Below are 17,865 nucleotides of genomic sequence, written 5' to 3' on the forward strand. Positions count from 1 at the left end.
GAGCGCGAAGGTGAACGACACGTTGTTGTAGAGCCGAGCCCACGCTCGGCTTGCGCGCACAGCGCGGGCGTCATCGCGATCTGGTCGAAGAGCAGCCGAGCATGGCTCGGCTCTACAGGAGCGCGAAGGTGAACGACACGTCGTTGTAGAGCCGAGCCCACGCTCGGCTTGCGCACACAGCGCGGGCGTCATCGCGATCTGGTCGAAGAGCAGCCGAGCATGGCTCGGCTCTACAGGAGCGCGCAGGAGTGCGCGCAGTCTATGCCGGCGGCAGCACCTTACCGGGGTTGAGGATGCCGTCCGGGTCCAGCGCGGCCTTGATCGCGCGCATCGTTGCCAGTGTTTCCGGGGTGAAGGCCTGCGCCATGAAATCGCGCTTGGCCAGGCCGATGCCGTGTTCGCCCGACAACGTGCCGCCCAATGCCAGCGTCAGCTCGAAGATCCTTGGCAGCGCGGCATGCGCGCGCGTGTTCTCGTCGGCATCGTCCGGGTGGTAGAGGATGTTGACGTGCAGGTTGCCATTGCCGGCATGGCCGAAGGTGACGATGGTCAGCGTGTAGTCGCGTGCCAGGGCCTGCACGCCGGCCACCAGGTCTGGAATGCGCGACACCGGGACCACCACGTCTTCATTGATCTTGCCCGGCGCCACACTGCGCAGCGCAGGCGACAGCGCCTTGCGCGCCGCCCACAGCTGGTCGCGTGCGCGGCCTTCCATCGCCACGTCCAGTTCGATCATGCCGTCGCCTTCGGCGGCGCTGGCCAGGGCCTGCAGTAGATAGGGCAGGGTGTCGTGGTCACCATCGGCCTCGACCAGCAGCATCGCACCGGCCTCTGGCACGTCAGCACCATTGAGCCGCAGCAGCTCCAGGCTGCGCGCGTCCATGAATTCCAGGCGGGTGGGTACCACCGGCTGCGACATCAACCGCGACACGGCGGCCGCAGCAGCATCGGCATCGCGGTACAGCACGCGCAGCCCGGCCTGGCTGACCGGCAACGGGGTCAGCTTCAGCGTGGCTTCCACGATCAGTGCCAGCGTGCCTTCGCTGCCCACAAGCAGATGGGTGAGGTCGTAGCCGGTGGCGTCCTTGGTGTAGGCACCACCGCAGCGGATCAGCTCGCCGGTGCCGGTCACCGCCACCAGGCCCAGCACGTTGTCGCGGCTGGTGCCGTACTTCACCGCGCGCGGGCCGCCGGCATTGCAAGCGAGGTTGCCGCCGATGCTGCAGATCTCGGCGCTGGAAGGATCCGGCGCCCAGAACAGGCCATGCGGGGCCAGTGCCTGCTGCAGGGTGCCATTGAGCACGCCGGGCTGCACGACCGCGCAGCGATCACCGGCGCGGATCTCGATGATGCGGTCCATGCGGGTGAACGACAGCACGATGCTGCCCGGCTGCGGGACGGCTGCACCGGTCGTGCCGGTGCCGGCGCCGCGCGCGACCAGCGCCACGCCATGCGCGCGACAGGCACGTACCAGTGCCTGAACCTGTTCGACGTCGGCGGGCAGCGCCACGGCTGCCGGACGCTGGCGGCGCCATGAATTGTCCTGCGCGTTGGCCTCCAGCGCGCTGTCATCCATGCGCCAGCCCTCCGCGCCCAGCAGGACGGACAGTTCGGCAACCAGGGCAGCAGGCAGGGCAGGACTCATGACGGATCTCGAGAGGCAGCAGGAGCGGGTTGGATCAGTTTCCAGGCGACAACGGCGCCGGCCAGCGGCAACCACACCCAGCGCAGTTCGGAGAGCAGGGTAGCCACGCCGCGTGCGCTGAAGAACTGTGGGGCGAAGGGTGAAACGCGGATCGGTCGCCACGGTGCGAAGAAGCGGTGTTCGCTCCACGGCCAGGCCAGTGCGACGCCGAGGCCGCCGGAGGTCATCGCATCCAGCAGTGGATGGCTGGCGGCGCAGACGAAGACGAATACAGCGGCTTGTACGGTCGATGCCACCGTTGGCCCTGCCTTGGTAGGTGCCAACCTTGGTTGGCACGAAACCGCCGACCAAGGTCGGCGACTACCGGAGCTGTGCTGCGCCGACCAAGGTCGGCGACTACCGGGGCTGTGCTGCGCCGACCAAGGTCGGCGACTACCAACGAACGCCAACGCCGCCGCCAATGCCGCCAGCACTCCGGCAAACAGCAGCGAATGGCTGGCACCGCGATGGCCGAAGGCATCCGCATAGGGAATGTGCAGCGCAAAGGCCAGTACATCGGCATCGGGCAGCATCGCGGCGATCACGCCTGCAACCAGCAGGCGCGGCGGGATGCGGCCACGATCAGCGGCGCACCACAGCGCCAGCGGCACGGCGGCATGGGTGATGATCGAAGGCATCAGTCACGCACCATGGTAGTGCCGGCCAGGCTGCGCTCTGGCGGGGGCCAACCTTGGTTGGCACAGACGCGCCGACCAAGGTCGGCTTCTACCAAGGCGGACAGTACACATCAGCAATCATCCAGCCGGAATGCGTCACGCAGCCAATGCAGCTGCGGCGGTTCGCCACTGGCTTCCACCACGTCGAAGCGGCAGGGCGCATTGGCCAGCGCGGGGTGGTCCTGCAGGTACAGCTGCGCGGCATGCGCCAGGCGCCGGCATTTGCGCGCATCGACTGAAGCGGCACCGCCACCGTACTCTGATCGCGCGCGATAGCGCACCTCCACGAACACCACGATGCCGGCATCGTCCATCACCAGGTCCAGTTCACCGCCGCGATAACGCACGTTGCGCGCGCGCGGCTGCAGTCCGGCCTGTTGCAGATGCTGCTCGGCGGCGGCTTCCACCGCCGAGCCACGTTGGCTGCGCTCAGCGACCACCGACGATCGGCATCGGCCGGCCGCCATTGAAGGTCGACCATGCCGGCTGGCGCAGGATGTTGCCGTTGCTGTCCAGGAACAGGGTGCCGGTGGCACCGTCCAGGCCGCCTTCGTTGGACAGCTTGTCCAGATAGGCGGTGATCTTCCAGGCGTCGGCGCCGAACGCGAACAGGCGGCCGGCCGCACCGCGTGCGCTCGGCAGGGTGCTGGCCACCTGGCTGGCCGAGGGCAGGCCGGACACGCTGCGCACGTTCCAGGCTTCATTCGGGTAGACGATGCCGTCCAGGGCCACGTCTTCTTCCACCTTGCCGCTGCCGACGGTCAGCTGCGAGGTGCCGACGCGGGTGGCGCCACCGGCACCGGCCAGCGCCAGCTGCGGCGCCAGCAGGCGGGCCTGCGGTGCACGCACGGCGAGGAACACCGCATCGACCTGGCCGGCATTGCGCACCTGCGCGCCGACATCGCCAACGGCATCGCTGACGTTGAAGGTGGCCACCACCTGCCCACCGCGCTGTGCGAAGCGCTGCGCGAAGGCGGCGGCGGAACGGCGGCCGGTGTCGTCATTGCTGCTGATCACCAGTGCGCGGTTGCGTTCGCGGCCACGCAGGTATTCGGCGGCGACGATGCCGTCGTCTTCCGGTGCCAGCGAGAAACCGGCGCTGCCGGCCGGCGGTGCGTCCTTGCCACGGTTCAGGGCCAGCACCGGCACCTGCAGCTGCTGGCGGCCGTACACGGCGTCCACTTCGTCGCGGCCCAGCGGTCCGACCACGAAGTCGGCACCGGAGGCGACCGCCTTGTCATAGGCGGCGAGGGCACCGGCCGGGGTGCCGGCGGTGTCGAAGAAGTTGATGTCCGGGCGGCGGCGGCTTTCACCGTAGTAGGCGCTCAACAGGCCATCGCGCACCGGCTGCGCGGCGGTGGCCAGGCGGCCGCTGAGCGGCAGCAGCACGGCCAGCTTGGCCGGCGGGCGGTAACCGTCGCTCATCGCCGGCGGGCGCTTGCTGGTGTCGAACTGGGCCGCGCCATCGCGGTCGAACGGGCGCGGCAGCGGCAGGCCGCGCGCGATCAGCGCACGGCCGGCGAAGTTGTACAGCGGGTCGTTGGCCGGCAGCGCGGCGGCACGGCTGCGCAGGGTGGCGTCGTCGAGGGTGCCGAGCAGGCCGGCGATGGCGGCCTGGTTCTCGCTGCGCGCGCTGCCGGTCAGGCCGGCATGGGCACGGGCGCGCTCGTTGGCGGCACCGAAGGCATCGCCGGTGCCCTGCAGGGCCTGGGCGCGGGCCAGCAGCCAGCGGGTGCGCAGGCCGACCGCAACGCTGTCGGCATGATCCTTCAGCAGGGTCAGCGCCTGCGCCGGCTGCTTGTCGGCCAGCGCCAGCTCGGCACCGGTCAGCTGGTAGCGCTGCAGGCTGGCGCCGGACAGCTGGCGGGCGGTGAGCTGGCCCAGCAGGCTGCGCGCGCGGGCACTGTCACCGGCCAGATGCCAGGCCCAGGCCGCATCGGCCAGTGCGTTGCTGCGGGCACCGCCACGCAGCGTGGCGGCCAGGCCTTCCAGCTGCAGTGCGGCGTCGCGCGGCTTGCCCTGTTCGATCAGCGCCAGCGCCTGGCCCTGGGCCGGCGAATCGGGGGTGCTGGTCAGGCTGGTGGTGGCACAACCGGCCAGCAGCATCAGCGACAACGACAGGGCGGAGATCCGTGCGGCGGGCTTGTTCATGATCGGGTCCATGCGATGAGGGCAGCGGCCTTGGCCGGGTACACGCTACGATTCTACCCTTGCCCCGTGAGTACCGCTGAAATGAGTGTCCCAACCCTGTACGTCGTCGCCACCCCGATCGGCAACCTGGCCGATCTGAGCCCGCGCGCGCAGGAGGTGCTGCGTTCGGTGGCGGCCATCTGTGCCGAGGACACCCGCCGCAGCGGCCAGCTGCTGTCCCATTTCGGCATCCAGCAACCACTGGTGGCCCTGCACGAACACAATGAAGAGGCCCTGGCGCAGCGCCTGGTCTCGCGCCTGCAGGCCGGCGAGTCGCTGGCGCTGGTCAGCGATGCCGGTACCCCGCTGGTCAGTGACCCCGGGTTCCGCCTGGTGCGTGCCGCGCGCGCGGCGGGCATCAAGGTCAGCCCGGTACCCGGTGCCTGTGCCGCCATCGCCGCGCTGAGCGTGGCCGGCCTGCCCAGCGACCGTTTCAGTTTCGAGGGCTTCCTGCCGGCCAAGGCCAGCGGCCGCCGCGACCGCCTGCAGGCGCTGGCCGGCGAAGTGCGCACGATGGTGTTCTACGAATCGTCGCACCGCATCGCCGAATCGCTGGCCGACATGGCGGCGATCTTCGGTGGCGAACGCCCGGCGGTGCTGGCCCGCGAGCTGACCAAGCTGTTCGAGACCGTGCTCGATGGTGACCTGGCGGGCCTGCTGGCCAAGGTCGAGGCCGACGACAACCAGCGCAAGGGCGAGTTCGTGGTGATGGTGCAGGGCGCGGGTGATGACGAACAAGCGCAGCTGGCGCACGGCCGCCGCGTCTACGCGAAGCTGAGCGAGCACCTGCCACCGTCCACCGCCGCCAAACTGGCCGCGGAACTGACCGGCGCGCCGCGCAAGGCGTTGTACGGTAGTTGATGGATTGCTGCAGCCACGCATGGCGTGGCGCTACTGCAGTAGATCCACGCCATGCGTGGATGGATGAACCGGACGCCGCGATCAGCACGGCAGGAAGGACCTGCGTACGCTAGAATATGCGCTGGCGGAGCCGGCCAGACAGTCGCGTCATCCCTTCGGGGGTGCCGAGGAAAGTCCGGGCTCCACAGGGCAAGGTGCCAGGTAACGCCTGGGCGGCGCAAGCCGACGGAAAGTGCAACAGAAAGATACCGCCTACGTCTTCTTCGGAAGGCCGGTAAGGGTGAAATGGTGCGGTAAGAGCGCACCGCGAGTCTGGCAACAGACCGGCACGGCAAACCCCACCTGGAGCAAGACCAAATAGGGATCCTTTGGCGCGGCCCGCGTTGGATCCGGGTAGGTTGCTTGAGCGTTGCGGTGACGTAACGCCTAGAGGAATGACTGTCCACGACAGAACCCGGCTTATCGGCCGGCTCCGCCTCTTTTTCCGGTAAGCCGAGCATGGCTCGGCTCTACAGTAGAGCCGAGCCATGCTCGGCTGCTCTCCGTCCAGACGCTCGGGAGGTTGTTCAGCCCGGCGTGCGGTACTGCCCGGCGGAAATGAACTGCGAGAAGCGCTCGCACCACACCACCACCGTGGTGTAGTCGTCCACGTCCACGTTCGCGGGCACATCCACCAGGAAGCGGTTGAAGGTCTTCACCTCGCCGATGCGCTGGGCCTGCGCCTTGATCTTCAGGAAGTCGGCCTTGTTGTCGACGAAGTCGCGGACCAGGTAGACCTTGTAGTCCGGGCCCGGTCCCATCTTGCCGTCGAAGGCAACCTGGGTGGCGCTGACGCTGACCTTGCCTTCGGCCCAGTGCACCGCGTCGCTGCCTTTGAGGTCGCGACGGAAGGTGGTGCGATAGGTGGCGTCGCTCATCGCGGCCTGCACCTGCGTGACCGGCGGGTCATCGGGGGCGATCAGGATCGGCAGCAGATAGATGCCCAGGCCGAAGCCCAGGCCGAGAGCAAGCAGGTGGGTGGCGAACAGGATGAGAATGCGACGCATGGGGCCTCCTTGAGGGTTGTGGTCGATTGCGCGGCGCGATGCCGGGCGCGACCACCCTGGGAGGTCAGGGGCGACATTTATAGACACAGTGCCGATTGCGAAAAGGGCACAGTCGGCTGGCTGTGATGCTGAAACCGCTGTGGCGCGGACGGATCGCGGTCGCGGCTGGAAGCTGAATGACGTTTCAGGCCCGCTGCGATGACGACTGCCGTCGCGTGGATCGCGACAGCACGCTGCGGGTAGTGCCGGCCGCTGGCCGGCAACTTCATGCTGCATCCGAAGATCCAGAGGTTGCCGGCCAGCGGCCGGCACTACCCCCCCCCCGCCAAGAGCATCCGGCCAAGGGCCGTCATGACCGGGTCAGAAAATGACGTGGCTCTGGCCGCTGGGAGCGCCCTGCGGGCCGAAGCGGCGTTCGTGGATCTCGCCATGGCCGTCGGCGTCGATCAGCAGCACGGTGCTGGCGCGGGTGCCGTAGTCATCGCCACGGATGAAGGCCGGGCTCAGCCAGCGCTCGCGTTCCAGGCCGATGCCGGTGTCGGGCAGGTCGCTGTCGGCAGGGCGGTGTTCGTCGGCCAGAGCATTCCAGAGTGGGGTCAGGTCCGGGGTCAGATCCCTTTCGCTGTGCGAAAGGGATCTGACCCCGTCATTCTGAAGCCAGGCTTCAAGGGCCGCCATCAGCCGCCGGGTCTTCGGCCAGGGCGCGTCCAGCGCGCCGTTGGACATGCCGTGCACGCCCGGGCCGAGGGTCTGCCGTTCGGCGGGATGGTTGCCGAGGTACTCCAGGCTGTCGCTATCGGCCAGCAACAGATTGAACGGGGCATAGGCGCCAGCCACGGTCGCCAATCGGTCGATATGCACAGCGGCCGGGTCGCGGCCGCGCAGGAAGTCGGCCACCAGCGCGCCCCGCGACGGGCCGGTCTGGGCCGCCAGCGGGTCGCGGACGTTGGTGACCACCGCCATCCGGCCCGAGGCGCCAACCCCGGCCCAGCCACCGCCGGAGCGCAGGTCGCGCCCGCCGATGACGGACGTCTCATCCTGCCAGGGGGCCAGCGCCGCCGTCGGGCGGGCGTGGAACTCATCACGGTTGCCGGTCATCACCAGCCGCCAGCGCGGGTGGTGCATCCAGCCAAGAGCGAGCAGGCACATGGCCTCATTGTGCACGGTTTGCGCAGTCCGGCGCCGTTTCCGGCCCGTTCCGGATGAATGCGCGGCCGATGTTTCACGCCCTCTCCACGCCCCTGAACTTCCGTTCAATCTCAAAAATTGAGACGGATCAGCAACTTGTGGATAAGCCTTGAACAATTCTCTAAAGGTTGTTGCAAGCCATTGATGCGGCTGGCGATTTCCCCGCTGAAAAGTTGTTGACAACCCTCGGCCCACTGCTAAGGTGGGCATCAGAGGGAAATCCGGGTGTTTTGTGGGTTTTCGTGGTTCAATGTTTCACCGGGCGAAGGACAAGGTGCAGGCGTCGTGTTCCAGGGCGAGACGGCCATCACAGTTGACGACAAAGGGCGCATGGCGGTTCCCACCGCTTACCGCGACCTCGTCGCGCGCGCCAGCAACAACCGTCTCGTGCTGACCTACAACCCGTTCGAAGCCGGCTGCCTGTGGCTGTATGCAGAGTCGGAATGGGAGCGGGTCCGCGACGATGTGATGTCCAAGCCCAACACCCAGCGCGTCGTGCGCCTGTTGCAGCAGAAGCTGGTCGGCTCGGCCGCCCATCTGGAACTGGACGGCAACGGTCGCATCAGCATCCCCGCCAGCCACCGCGGTGCGGTGGGCATTGAGAAGAAGGCGGTATTGCTCGGTATGGGCGACAAGTTCGAATTGTGGAGCGAGCAGGCGCATCGGGCCCTGATCCAGCAGACGTTGTCTGACGAGGATCTGGGTGATGGGTTGCTCGACCTGAAGTTGTGAGCCGGGGTGCCCGGATGCGCCCAGAAGCGCAGGCCGGTCACCTTCCGGTGTCGCAGTCGCCGGCGGTGCACCTGCCGGTCCTGTACACCCAGGTCCTTGAAGGCCTGAGGGTGATCGAAAACGGACGTTATCTGGATGGCACGTTCGGTCGTGGCGGTCATGCACGTGGCGTGCTCACCCAGCTCGGTCCCGAGGGGCGCCTGCTGGTCATGGACAAGGATCCGGAAGCCATCGCCGTTGCCGAACGCGATTTCGCGCCGGACCCGCGCGTGTCCATTTTCCGGGGCAGCTTCGCCCAGCTGCTGCAGTGGGACGCGACGGCCGAAGGCCTGGACGGCGTGCTGTTCGACCTCGGCGTGTCGTCGCCGCAGCTGGACGTGGCCGAACGTGGCTTCAGCTTCGGCAAGGACGGCCCGCTGGACATGCGCATGGATCCGGACAGCGGTGAAAGCGCCGCGCAGTGGATCAACCGCGTCGAAGAGCGCGAGATCGCTGATGTGCTGTGGACCTACGGCGAAGAGCGCCAGAGCCGGCGCATCGCCCGCGCCATCGTGGCCCGCCGCGAGAAGCAGCCGTTCTCCCGCACCGCCGAACTGGCCGAGCTGATCGCCTCGGTGATGCCGCGTGGGAAGGACAAGATTCACCCGGCCACGCGCAGCTTCCAGGCCATCCGCATCCACATCAACCGCGAGCTGGCCGATCTGGAAGCCGGGCTCGATGCGGCGGTGGAACGGCTCAAGCCCGGTGGCCGCCTGGCGGTGATCAGCTTCCACTCGCTGGAAGACCGCATCGTCAAGCAGTACATGAACCGCCTGGCCAAGGCGCCGCCGGCCAACCGCCGGCTGCCCGAGGCGGTTGCGTTCGTGCCGACGCTGGACCTGATCGGCGGCGCCATCAAGGCCACCGACGAAGAGCTGGCCGCCAACCCGCGTGCCCGCAGCGCCGTGCTGCGCGTGGCACAGAAGCGGGGGGGCGATGCATGAGCCGGCTGCTGCTGATCATCCTGCTGGCCTGCACCGTCGCCTCGGCGATCGGCGTGGTGTTCGTGCGCCACCGCCACCGGCAGACCTTCATCGAGCTGTCGCGTGCCGAGCGCAAGCGCGATGACATCAACCTTGAGTTCGGCCGCCTGCAGCTGGAACAGGCCACCCTGGCCGAAGCCAACCGCGTGGACCGCATTGCCCGCGAGAAGCTGGGCATGAAGTTCCCCGAGGCCGCTGACATCGTGGTGGTGCGCCCATGAGCAAGACCGGCCGCAACCGCCCGCGCAACGCCTTCAACCTGCGCCAGCGCCTGCGCTGGGTCGCGCTGGCGCTTGGCCTGTGCTCGGTGTCGCTGGTGGGTCGCGCGGCCTACGTGCAGATCATCAACAGCGATTTCTACCAGCGCCAGGGCGAGGCCCGCTACCTGCGCGAGCTACCGATCAAGACCTCGCGCGGCATGATCACCGACCGCAACGGCGAGCCGCTGGCGGTGTCCACCCCGGTCGCCTCGATCTGGGTCAACCCGCAGGACCTGCTGCGTTCGCCCGAGCGCATCCCGGAGCTGGCCCAGGCGGTCGGCATGTCGGTGGATGAGCTGAGCAGCCGCCTGTCGCAGAAGTCGGACAAGGAATTCATGTACCTGCGCCGCCGGATCAATCCGGACGAGGCAGAGAAGGTGGTCGCGCTGAAGATTCCGGGCGTGGCCGCGCAGCGCGAGTTCCGCCGCTTCTACCCACAGGGCGAAGCGATGGCGCACGTGCTGGGCTTCACCAACATCGACGACCGCGGCCAGGAAGGCCTGGAACTGGCGTTCGACGAATGGCTGCGCGGCAAGGCCGGTGCCAAGCGGGTGATCCGCAACCGCAAGGGCGAGACCGTCGAAAGCGATCTGCTGCGCGCCGCCGAGCCGGGCAAGGACCTGACCCTCAGCATCGACCGCCGCATCCAGTACCTGGCCTTCAAGGAACTGCGCAACGCGCTGGTGGCCAACAAGGCGGCCGGTGGTTCGATGGTGATCATGGACGTGACCACCGGCGAGATCCTGGCCATGGTCAACCTGCCGACCTACAACCCGAACTCGCTGACCGGCGCGATCCCCGATACGCGCCGCAACCGCGCGGTGACCGACCTGGTCGAGCCGGGTTCGACGATGAAGCCGCTGACCATCGCCACCGCGCTGCAGGCCGGTGCGGTGACCAAGGACACCATCATCGACACCAACCCGGGCTACATGACCCTGGGCCGCTTCACCATCCGCGACGTGCCGCGCAACAACGGTGTGCTCAACGTGACCGGCGTGATCACCCGCAGTTCGAACGTGGGTGCGGCCAAGGTTGCGGCGAAGATGCCGGACCAGACCTTCTACGACGGCGTGCGCCGCTTCGGCTATGGCTCGGCGCCGCACAGCGGTTTCCCGGGCGAATCGGCCGGCGTGGTGATGCGTCCGGCACGCTGGTCGGGTACCACCAAGACCACCATGTCCTATGGCTATGGCCTGTCGGTCACGCCGCTGCAGATTGCCACCGCGTACTCGGCGCTGGCCAACGGCGGGCGCCTGATCGCGCCGACCTTCGTCAAGGGCCAGCGCAATGAAGGCCAGCAGATCATCGACGAGAACGTCGCCCGGCAGGTGGTGGCGATGATGGAAACGGTGGTCACCCAGGGCGGCGCCAAGCAGGCGGCGGTGCTGGGTTACCGCGTGGCCGGCAAGACCGGCACCGCGCGCAAGGCCGGCCCGGGCGGTTATGAGCGCGGCCATTACAACGCGCTGTTCGCCGGCGTGGTGCCGGCCACCAACCCGCGTTTCGCCACCGTCATCGTCATCAACGACCCGCAGGCCGGCAAGTTCTACGGCGGCCTGGTGTCGGCGCCGGTCTACCACAACGTGATGGAAGGCACCCTGCGCCTGATGGACGTGCCGCTGGACGACCTGCAGTCGTGGCTGGCCGCACAGCAGTCGGGCAAGGTCGGCCATTCGGCCTCGATCCTGCCTGCGCCGCCGGCCGAGACCGCGCTGCCGGTCGATGCCGCCGCTGAATTCGACGCTGCGCTGCCGAGCGCGCAAGCCCAGACGCCGCCCGCTACGGGAGGCACGCAATGAGTCCTTCGATGTTGCTTTCGCAGTTGCTTCCGGACGTGGCCCTGGCGGGTCACGATCCCGTTCTGACCGGCCTGGTGCTGGACAGCCGTGCCGTGCGCCCCGGCAATGCCTTCGTCGCCATCGCCGGTTTCGGCGCGCATGGCCTGGGCTTTGTCGAGCAGGCGCGCGCTGCCGGTGCCAGTGCCATCCTGTTCGAACCGCCGGCACCGGCCGATCTGCCGGCCCCGGCTGATGCGATCGCCGTGCCGGGCCTGCGCGCGCGCATGGGCGCGATGGCCGACCAGTTCCATGGCGCGCCATCGCGGGCGATGGCGATGGTCGGCGTGACCGGCACCAACGGCAAGACCTCCACCGTGCAGCTGCTGGCCCAGGCCTGGCATCTGCTCGGAACGCCCAGTGGCAGTATCGGCACGCTGGGTGCCGGACTTTATGGTGCGGTCGAGCCGACCGGCTTCACCACGCCGCTGGTGCTGCAGATGCATGCGCTTCTGGCGCAGCTGCGCGACGCCGGCGCGCGCGCGGTGGCGATGGAAGTCAGCTCGCATGCGCTGGACCAGGGCCGCGTGGACGCCGTGCACTACGACGTGGCGGTGTTCACCAACCTCACCCGCGACCATCTGGACTACCACGGCGACATGGCCAGCTACGGCGCGGCCAAGGCGCGGCTGTTCCATCGCCCGGGCCTGAAGGCCGCGGTGATCAATCTGGACGATGCCTTCGGCCGGCAGCTGTTCGCGGGCCTGCCAGCCGGCGTGCAGGCGATCGGGCTGAGCTCGCGTGGTGCCACCGACGCCAGCGTGCGCGCCGAGGCGCTGCAGCTGGACGGTCGTGGCATCGCCTTTGAACTGGTCATCGACGGCCAGCGCGCGGCGGTGCAGTCGCCGCTGCTGGGCCGCTTCAACGTGGACAACCTGCTGGCCGTGGCCGGTACCCTGCACGCGCAGGGCCAGCCGCTGCCGCGTATCGCCGAAGTGCTGTCGGCGCTGCAGCCGATCCGCGGCCGCATGAACCGCCTGGGCGGTGAAGACGGCCTGCCGACGGTGGTGGTCGACTACGCGCACACCCCGGATGCGCTGGAACAGGCGCTGGACAGCCTCCACGGGCACCTGCAGGGCACGCTGTTCTGCGTGTTCGGCTGCGGCGGCGAGCGCGACACCGGCAAGCGCCCGCAGATGGCGGCGATTGCCGAGCGCCTGGCCAACCAGGTCATCGTCACCGACGACAACCCGCGCGGCGAAGATGGCGATGTGATCGTGGCTGACATCCTGGCCGGCTTCCAGAACGCCGATGCCGTGACCGTGCAGCGCAGCCGCGCGCGTGCGATCGGCCTGGCGGTGAAGCGTGCCGGTGCAGGCGACATCATCCTGATCGCCGGCAAGGGCCACGAGCCGTACCAGGAAGTGAATGGCGTGCGCCATGACTTCGACGACACCGAAGTGGCCGCCGCCGCACTGGCGGCCAAGGCCGGTGTGCTCAGCGCGCAGGCCGGGGAGGGTGCCGCATGAAGCGCACCCTGCTTTCGCTGATCGCACACTGGGCCGGTGGCGAGATCCACGGCGACGACGTGGCCATCGATGCGGTCAGCAATGACACCCGCAATCTCGGTCCGGGCAGTCTGTATGTGGCGCTGCGCGGCGAGCGGTTCGACGGCCATGACTTCGCGGCCGACGCGCAGGCGCGCGGTGCCAGTGCGCTGCTGGTCGAGCGCCTGCTGCCGGTCGAACTGCCGCAGGTGCTGGTGGCCGACAGCGAACTGGCGCTGGCGAAGATCGCCACAGGCATGCAGCGTGACCGTGGCACCGAGGTGTTCGCGATCACCGGCAGCAATGGCAAGACCAGCGTGAAGAGCCTGCTGCTGTCGATCCTGCAGCAGGTGGCCCAGCACGCGCACAAGGTGGTCTACGCCAACCCGGGCAACCGCAACAACGAGATCGGCCTGCCGCTGGCGGTGATCGATGCGCCGGAAGATGCCGACTACGCCGTCTACGAGATGGGCGCCGGCAAGCCGGGCGACATCGCCTACCTGACCGAGATCGCCCGCCCGCGTTATGCGCTGGTCAACAACATCGCCCCGGCGCACCTGGAACGTATGGGCAGCCTGCTCGGCGTGGCGGTGACCAAGGGCGCGATCTACGCCGCGCTGCCGGCCGATGGCGTGGCGGTGATCAACGCCGACGATGCCTATGGCCGCTGGTTCGAACAGCATTTCATCAGCACCCCGGCGCGTTGCCGCGTGCTGCGCTATGGCCTGGAACACTCGGCGGACGTGACCGCGCGCGATATCCGCGCCGGTGCGCAGGGCAGCCAGTTCACTCTGGTCGCACCGGCCGGCGAAGCCCGCGTGGTGCTGGGCCTGCCGGGTCGCCACAACGTCAGCAATGCGCTGGCCGCCGCCAGCCTGGCGCTGGCCGCCGGTGTCGGTCTGGCGCTGATTGCCGCCGGCCTGGCCGAAGCGCAGCCGGTGCCGGGTCGCCAGATCGCCCATCAGCTGCGCAATGGCGCGGTGCTGGTGGATGACAGCTACAACGCCAACCCCGGGTCGCTGGCCGCGGCCATCGATGCCCTGGCCGCGGCGCCGGAAGAGGGCTGGCTGGTGCTGGGCGACATGCGCGAGCTGGGCCCGGACGCGGAAGCGCTGCATGCGCAGGCCGGCCTCCGCGCACGTGCTGCCGGCCTGAAGCGCCTGTATGCACTGGGCCCGCTCAGCGCCGCTGCCGCCTCCGCCTTCGGCGAAGGCGGCCGCCATTTCGCCACCCACGACGCGCTGTCGCAGGCGCTGAAGGACGAGCTGCACGCCGGCGTGCGCTGCCTGGTCAAGGGTTCCCGTGGCAGCGCCATGGACACGATTGTCAAAGCGCTGCTGGCGCAAGGAGAGGAATCCCCGCATGTTGTATGAACTGGCTCGATGGTTGCAGCAGTTGGAGAGCCTGTTCGGGCTGTTCAACTACCAGACGTTCCGCGCCATCCTTGCCGCGCTGACGGCCCTGTTCCTGTCGCTGTGGCTGGGCCCGGCGATGATCCGCAAGCTTGCCCAGTTCAAGGGCGGCCAGCCGATCCGCAAGGACGGTCCGCAGACCCATTTCTCCAAGGCCGGCACGCCGACCATGGGCGGTTCGCTGATCCTGCTCACCATCACCCTGTCGGTGCTGATGTGGGCCGACCTGCGCAACCGCTACGTGTGGCTGGTGCTGGCGGTGATGCTGTGCTTCGGCGCCATCGGCTGGTATGACGACTGGATCAAGATCGTCCGCCGTGACCCGAACGGCCTGAAGTCGCGCTGGAAGTACCTGCTGCAGTCGATCTTCGGCCTGGCCGCGGGCCTGTTCCTGTTCTACACGGCCGACGTGCCGGCGGCGCTGACGTTCTACATCCCGATGTTCAAGTCGGTCGCGCTGCCGCTGGCCGGCATCGGCTTCGTGGCCATCGCCTACTTCTGGATCGTCGGTTTCTCCAACGCGGTGAACCTGACCGACGGCCTGGACGGCCTGGCGATCATGCCCACCGTGCTGGTGGCCTGCGCGCTGGGCGTGTTCGCCTATGCCTCGGGCAACGTGGTGTTCGCCAACTACCTGCAGATCCCGCAGATCCCGGGCGCCGGCGAGCTGGTCATCATCTGTGCGGCCATCGCCGGCGCGGGCCTGGGCTTCCTCTGGTTCAACACCTACCCGGCCATGGTCTTCATGGGCGACATCGGCGCACTGGCACTGGGTGCGGTGCTGGGCACGATCGCGGTGATCACCCGCCAGGAGCTGGTGCTGGTGATCATGGGCGGCGTGTTCGTCATCGAAACGCTGTCGGTGATGATCCAGGTCGCCTCGTTCAAGCTGACCGGCAAGCGCGTGTTCCGCATGGCGCCGATCCACCACCATTTCGAACTGAAGGGCTGGCCGGAGCCGCGCGTGATCGTGCGTTTCTGGATCATCTCCGTCGTGCTCGTGCTGATCGGCCTGGCCACGTTGAAGGTGCGCTGAGATGAACGACCTGTCCCGCCAGGCAACACGCCTTGAAGCCATCGAAGGCAGCTACGACAAGTGGCTGCTGGGCGCGATCATCGCGCTCACCGGTGTCGGCGTGGTGATGGTGGCCTCCAGCTCGATCGCGCTGATGAGCAGCCCGTTCTATTACCTCAACCGCCACCTGATCTTCCTGGCGGTGGGTATCGTGCTGGCGGTCATTGCCGCCCGCACCGAGCTGAAGTCGATCGAGCAGTACAACCAGATGCTGCTGCTGGGCTGCTTCGTACTGCTGCTGGCGGTGTTCGCACCGGGACTGGGCAGCACGGTCAACGGTGCGCGCCGCTGGATCAACCTGGGCATTTCCAAGTTCCAGACGGTCGAAGCGGTGAAAGTGCTCTACATCGTCTGGCTGTCGAGCTACCTGGTGCGTTTCCGCGACGAGGTCAATGCGACCTGGCCGGCAATGCTCAAGCCGCTGGGCGTGGCCGGTGCGCTGGTGGTGCTGCTGCTGCTGCAGCCGGACTTCGGTTCCTCGACCCTGCTGCTGGCGATCACCGCCGGCATGCTGGTGCTGGGCGGGGTGAACATGCCGCGCATGTCGATGCCGGTGATCATCGGCCTGGTCGGCATGAGCGCGCTGGCGATCATCGAGCCGTACCGCATGCGCCGCATCACCTCCTTCCTGGACCCGTGGGCCGACCAGCAGGGCGACGGCTACCAGCTGTCCAACGCGCTGATGGCGGTGGGCCGTGGTGAATGGACCGGCGTCGGCTTGGGCAACTCCGTGCAGAAGCTGTACTACCTGCCCGAAGCGCACACCGACTTCATCTTCTCGGTCACCGCCGAGGAATTCGGTTTCCTGGGTACCTGCGTGATCGTGGCGCTGTATGCGCTGCTGGTCGGCCGCACCTTCTGGCTGGGCATGCGCTGCGTGGAAATGAAGCGCCACTTCTCCGGCTACATCGCCTTCGGCATCGGCCTGTGGATCAGCATGCAGACCTTCGTCTCGATCGGCGTGAACCTGGGCATCCTGCCGACCAAGGGCCTGACCCTGCCGCTGATCTCCTCCGGCGGTTCGTCGGTGCTGATGACCTGCGTGGCGATGGGCCTGCTGCTGCGCGTGTCGTATGAACTCAAGCGCGCCGAGCGCCGCCAGGCCGTGCGCATCGGTGGCGCCGAAGACGCCGCGGCCGAACCGATGGACAAGCCCGCCGCAGCGGTGGACGCCAGCGTGCCGATGCGTGCCGAGCCGGTCGCACCCGCGTCCGCTGCAGCGAGCGCCGCACGTGGCACCAGCCGCCTGCAGTCGCGCATCGAACCGACCTTCGGGAGGCTGTCATGAGTGCAGCCACCGAGAGTGGGCGCCCGGTGATGATCCTGGCCGGAGGCACCGGCGGTCACATCTTCCCCGGCCTGGCCGTGGCCCGCGTGCTGCGCCAGCGCGGCGTGCCGGTGACCTGGATGGGCGCCGACGGTGCGATGGAAACCCGCCTGGTGCCGCAGCACGACATCGCCATCGATACGCTGGCCATCACTGGCCTGCGCGGCAAGGGCAAGCTGGCCCTGCTGGCGGCGCCGTGGCGGCTGATGCGCGCGCTGCGCGCGGCCGGGCTCATCATCCGCCAGCGCCAGCCGCGCGCGGTGGTCGCTTTCGGTGGCTTTGCCTCCGGCCCCGGTGGCATGGCCACGCGCCTGCATGGCCTGCCGCTGATCGTGCATGAGCAGAACCGTGCGCCGGGCCTGACCAACCGCATCCTGTCGCGTTATGCGCGTCGCCTGCTGACCGGTTTCCCGGGCACCTTCGCCAAGGGCGAGGAGTTCGTCGGTAACCCGGTGCGCGCGGAAATCGCTGCCATCGCGCCGCCGGAACAGCGCTTCGCCGACCGGCAGGGCCCGCTGCGGGTGCTGGTGGTGGGCGGCAGCCAGGGCGCGCGTGCCCTCAATACCGGCGTGCCGCAGGCGATTGCCGCGCTGGGCGCCGGCCTGCCGGTGCAGGTGCGCCACCAGAGCGGCGAGAAGATGCATGCCGAAGCGGTGGAGGCTTACGCCAAGGCCGGTGTGCAGGCGGAAATCACGCCGTTCATCGCCGACATGGCCGAAGCCTTTGCCTGGGCTGACCTGGTTGTCTGCCGCGCCGGCGCGTCCACGCTGGCCGAGCTGTGCGCGGTCGGTGTCGGCAGCGTGCTGGTGCCATTCCCCGCTGCCGTCGACGATCACCAGACCCGCAACGCGGAGTACCTGGTCGAGCGCGGCGCGGCGGTGTTGCTGAAGCAGGACGGAACGCTGGCCGACGGCATTGCCGCACTGCTGCGCGATCTGTCCGAAAATCCCGCCCGCCGCATGCAGATGGCGCAAGCCGCGCGTGCCCTGGCCAAGGTCGATGCCGCCGAGCGCATCGCCGATATCATTCTCGAGGAAGCTGTATGAAGAAGGCATGCCACCGCGCC

At 68.4% G+C, this 17,865-nt stretch carries 16 protein-coding genes and 1 other RNA gene; 11 read left to right on the forward strand and 6 right to left on the reverse strand.

Translation table 11 applies throughout. The annotated features are described in order from the left end of the window. Window positions 1–259: 259 nt before the first annotated feature. From AC5P8R_RS18220 to AC5P8R_RS18235, 4 genes are all read right to left on the reverse strand, one after another. A complete protein-coding gene (locus AC5P8R_RS18220) occupies window positions 260–1,645 on the reverse strand; it encodes an FAD-binding oxidoreductase (RefSeq protein ID WP_495223705.1) in 1,386 nt (461 codons plus the stop codon). Further along, complete coding sequence (locus AC5P8R_RS18225) at window positions 1,642–2,322, reverse strand: metal-dependent hydrolase (RefSeq protein ID WP_169411180.1); 681 nt, start codon at window positions 2,320–2,322, stop codon at window positions 1,642–1,644. Before AC5P8R_RS18225 ends, AC5P8R_RS18220 begins: the two co-directional genes overlap by 4 nt. Window positions 2,323–2,432: 110 nt before the next feature. After that, on the reverse strand, window positions 2,433–2,801 hold the full coding sequence (locus tag AC5P8R_RS18230; protein WP_041864068.1) for a YraN family protein: 369 nt from the start codon (window positions 2,799–2,801) through the stop codon (window positions 2,433–2,435). Then, entirely contained in the window at window positions 2,791–4,512 is a 1,722-nt protein-coding gene (locus tag AC5P8R_RS18235; RefSeq protein ID WP_495223706.1) for a penicillin-binding protein activator, read from the reverse strand. Before AC5P8R_RS18235 ends, AC5P8R_RS18230 begins: the two co-directional genes overlap by 11 nt. 81 nt (window positions 4,513–4,593) lie before the next feature. On the opposite strand from AC5P8R_RS18235, the gene rsmI reads away from it, so the two are divergent. Both rsmI and rnpB read left to right on the forward strand, forming a co-directional pair. Continuing rightward, window positions 4,594–5,412, forward strand: coding sequence for a 16S rRNA (cytidine(1402)-2'-O)-methyltransferase (rsmI, locus tag AC5P8R_RS18240; RefSeq protein ID WP_014645933.1), 819 nt, complete (start codon window positions 4,594–4,596; stop codon window positions 5,410–5,412). A 126-nt stretch (window positions 5,413–5,538) separates the two neighbouring features. Beyond that, window positions 5,539–5,890: RNase P RNA component class A (rnpB, locus tag AC5P8R_RS18245), an RNA gene on the forward strand. 88 nt (window positions 5,891–5,978) lie between these two features. Here the strand turns inward: rnpB and AC5P8R_RS18250 are convergent. Together AC5P8R_RS18250 and AC5P8R_RS18255 are read right to left on the reverse strand one after the other, a co-directional pair. Continuing rightward, window positions 5,979–6,458, reverse strand: coding sequence for a DM13 domain-containing protein (locus tag AC5P8R_RS18250; RefSeq protein WP_289213864.1), 480 nt, complete (start codon window positions 6,456–6,458; stop codon window positions 5,979–5,981). A 360-nt stretch (window positions 6,459–6,818) separates the two neighbouring features. Continuing rightward, window positions 6,819–7,607: an NRDE family protein gene (locus tag AC5P8R_RS18255; protein WP_014645935.1), complete on the reverse strand. Its 789-nt coding sequence runs from the start codon at window positions 7,605–7,607 to the stop codon at window positions 6,819–6,821. 324 nt (window positions 7,608–7,931) lie between these two features. Here AC5P8R_RS18255 and mraZ point away from each other — a divergent pair, with 324 nt between their 5' ends. Genes mraZ through murG form a run of 9 tightly spaced genes read left to right on the forward strand, consistent with a single transcriptional unit; the run spans window position 7,932 to window position 17,845 of the window. Beyond that, complete coding sequence (gene mraZ / locus AC5P8R_RS18260; protein ID WP_004143635.1) at window positions 7,932–8,378, forward strand: division/cell wall cluster transcriptional repressor MraZ; 447 nt, start codon at window positions 7,932–7,934, stop codon at window positions 8,376–8,378. Between the two features lie 14 nt (window positions 8,379–8,392). Then, a complete protein-coding gene (gene rsmH / locus AC5P8R_RS18265; protein WP_014645936.1) occupies window positions 8,393–9,361 on the forward strand; it encodes a 16S rRNA (cytosine(1402)-N(4))-methyltransferase RsmH in 969 nt (322 codons plus the stop codon). Beyond that, a complete protein-coding gene (gene ftsL / locus AC5P8R_RS18270) occupies window positions 9,358–9,621 on the forward strand; it encodes a cell division protein FtsL (protein WP_005415286.1) in 264 nt (87 codons plus the stop codon). The genes rsmH and ftsL overlap by 4 nt, the downstream gene beginning before the upstream one ends. Beyond that, entirely contained in the window at window positions 9,618–11,462 is a 1,845-nt protein-coding gene (locus tag AC5P8R_RS18275; protein WP_014645937.1) for a peptidoglycan D,D-transpeptidase FtsI family protein, read from the forward strand. The genes ftsL and AC5P8R_RS18275 overlap by 4 nt, the downstream gene beginning before the upstream one ends. Beyond that, window positions 11,459–12,967, forward strand: coding sequence for a UDP-N-acetylmuramoyl-L-alanyl-D-glutamate--2,6-diaminopimelate ligase (locus tag AC5P8R_RS18280; RefSeq protein ID WP_111205763.1), 1,509 nt, complete (start codon window positions 11,459–11,461; stop codon window positions 12,965–12,967). The genes AC5P8R_RS18275 and AC5P8R_RS18280 overlap by 4 nt, the downstream gene beginning before the upstream one ends. Then, complete coding sequence (locus AC5P8R_RS18285) at window positions 12,964–14,358, forward strand: UDP-N-acetylmuramoyl-tripeptide--D-alanyl-D-alanine ligase (RefSeq protein WP_014645939.1); 1,395 nt, start codon at window positions 12,964–12,966, stop codon at window positions 14,356–14,358. Before AC5P8R_RS18280 ends, AC5P8R_RS18285 begins: the two co-directional genes overlap by 4 nt. Then, window positions 14,348–15,433 carry a phospho-N-acetylmuramoyl-pentapeptide-transferase gene (gene mraY, locus AC5P8R_RS18290; RefSeq protein WP_004154219.1) on the forward strand — a complete coding sequence of 362 codons (1,086 nt, stop codon included), beginning with the start codon at window positions 14,348–14,350 and terminating at the stop codon, window positions 15,431–15,433. The genes AC5P8R_RS18285 and mraY overlap by 11 nt, the downstream gene beginning before the upstream one ends. 1 nt (window position 15,434) lies before the next feature. After that, window positions 15,435–16,760: a putative lipid II flippase FtsW gene (ftsW, locus tag AC5P8R_RS18295; RefSeq protein WP_014645940.1), complete on the forward strand. Its 1,326-nt coding sequence runs from the start codon at window positions 15,435–15,437 to the stop codon at window positions 16,758–16,760. Beyond that, window positions 16,757–17,845, forward strand: coding sequence for an undecaprenyldiphospho-muramoylpentapeptide beta-N-acetylglucosaminyltransferase (murG, locus tag AC5P8R_RS18300; RefSeq protein ID WP_049406067.1), 1,089 nt, complete (start codon window positions 16,757–16,759; stop codon window positions 17,843–17,845). The genes ftsW and murG overlap by 4 nt, the downstream gene beginning before the upstream one ends. The last annotated feature ends 20 nt before the right edge of the window (window positions 17,846–17,865 follow it).

The sequence above is a fragment of the Stenotrophomonas sp. YJH_SMC_73 genome (assembly GCF_059370155.1).